We start from the raw sequence: 1,873 nt of genomic DNA on the forward strand, positions 1-1,873 counted from the left end.
CTAATCTACTTCAGCCCCCTTTTTTTTAAAAGACGATTAAACAATATCCTAATTTGTGATAGTAAATTGCCATTTTTAGGTAAGTCGCTATCCTGTGCATAAACCACATAGCATTCTTTAATACCAATCAAAGCTTCTTTATGCATGGCCTTTATAACAGCTTTAATACTCTTAGCATACTGTTCGCCAATTGACGCACTCACTATTAGCGGCTTACCTTCGATGGTTTTCTTCATACTTTTTCACTCAACTCGTTAATTGAATTAATTGTTTGATCATCAATCCCTAGTTCTGTTAATAACGAGCTCTCATCGTCTTTCTCACCCATATCATGAAAACCCGAATCAGGATCGGAAGCTAAACGATAACGAACATCAGAACCATCTATCGCACCAGCCATTACAAGAGCAGAGTAAGTATCAGCTTTTAATTTATTGCGTTCAGCCAACTCTTTAGAGCTTGGGCTATCAACAGGTCGCCAGTTTACAGATGTTTCAATTAACGGAAGTCCTTCCGATTTCATTACAAGCAAATGATGTCGCTCAATGAAATCAGCTAAATCATGCTCTTGAATGCTTTCTAATTCCTCGTGATAGTTTTTCTCTTCACCCTCACCAGTTGAATTGAATCCTTTGGGCGTTGTGCCAAGAAGTTTAGTCGCCGGAACATTAGCAGCAGAAACAAGTTGATAATTTGTCATAATGACATCATCAAGCCCGGATAAAGTCGTGTCGAATTGTTGCAATAAATCGCCTTCTTTATCGCCCAACTTCACGCCATTGTTATCTCGATAGTTGATCCAAGTTCTGAATTTTTCAGAATTCATCTCAGCATCAGCCATAAACATCGCCATATTGGTGAGCCAAACGGTTGTTCGTTTTGACATCACCAAATTTAACGATTCACTTGCCGTCCGTTCTGCTCCATAGACTCTTTCCATAATTAATTGAGGAACAGGAACTCCACCATACTGGTACATAGGTTTTAGCAAGTCAGGAACTTCACTGTTACGAAATATCATTAAATGTGAACGGTGAATTTTCTTATCGCCAATTTTCCAATAGGTCGGCTCGTAGAAATGAATATTAGTAGGATTTGATAATTCTCCTCCAACAAGAAGTGGCACACACCAATATGGATCGATTTGTGCAATACCTCTATAGGCTCCTTCAGCTACACCATCTATGTTGAATGGTTTTTCGTAGAAATCAGGATCGTCACTATCAATAACAAACATAGCAATACGAATGCCAAAGATCCGCCCCATTCTGACAAATTGCTCACAGTTATGACGAATTTTGTATTTCTTATCGAACTTTTGTAACGCTTTAATTACCTCATCTGGAATATCTGTCCCATCAGTCGAAACAATATCGTACCCATTTCGTGTTGCATCCCTTGCCGGCACAGAACAAGCTTTATTAATTAGCCAATTCTGCGCCAACATAGCACTCATTTGATGCCCTATAAAAGATTGAGATGCAAACCAGTTCGCCAACTGAACGCTCACTGCTTCAGGTGCGGAAAAACTCATTTTCAAAGAAAACGAATCATCACTATCTTGGGCCAATTCACCTAAATTATTGCTTTGGTGATTATTGCGATCTACCAAATTGGAAATCACATTAAGAAAATAATTTTGCTGGGGTGAATAAATAAACTTTTTACCATCCCAAAATGAGCCCTTTTCTCGCACTGTTTCTTTTTTAACGTCTTTTTTCTTACCAAATCCAAACATAATGTTATCCAAAGAAAGAGCGAGAACCGCTCATTAGTTCGTTATATGCACGAGCACAAGCATCGATCGTGTCATCGTGCGCACCATTAGGGAATAATCGCATTTCGTCTAAAATTATTTTAGGGGCTGAAGTAG

2 protein-coding genes are annotated in these 1,873 nt (G+C 38.7%); both read right to left on the minus strand.

Going from position 1 to position 1,873, the window contains the following annotated elements:
* Positions 1-5: 5 nt before the first annotated feature.
* On the minus strand, positions 6-236 hold the full coding sequence (locus BKK52_RS12295; protein ID WP_077478813.1) for a hypothetical protein: 231 nt from the start codon (positions 234-236) through the stop codon (positions 6-8).
* Positions 233-1,738: a phage portal protein gene (locus BKK52_RS12300; RefSeq protein ID WP_077478814.1), complete on the minus strand. Its 1,506-nt coding sequence runs from the start codon at positions 1,736-1,738 to the stop codon at positions 233-235. Before BKK52_RS12300 ends, BKK52_RS12295 begins: the two co-directional genes overlap by 4 nt.
* Between the last annotated feature and the right edge of the window lie 135 nt (positions 1,739-1,873).

Origin of the sequence: Rodentibacter trehalosifermentans, from assembly GCF_002000545.1 — a bacterium.
Lineage (GTDB): Bacteria > Pseudomonadota > Gammaproteobacteria > Enterobacterales > Pasteurellaceae > Rodentibacter > Rodentibacter trehalosifermentans.

Coding starts and splice junctions, on each gene's coding strand:
- BKK52_RS12300 (WP_077478814.1), bottom strand. CDS start 1,738: ATGTTTGGATTTGGTAAGAAAAAAGACGTTAAAAAAGAAACAGTGCGA.
- BKK52_RS12295 (WP_077478813.1), bottom strand. CDS start 236: ATGAAGAAAACCATCGAAGGTAAGCCGCTAATAGTGAGTGCGTCAATT.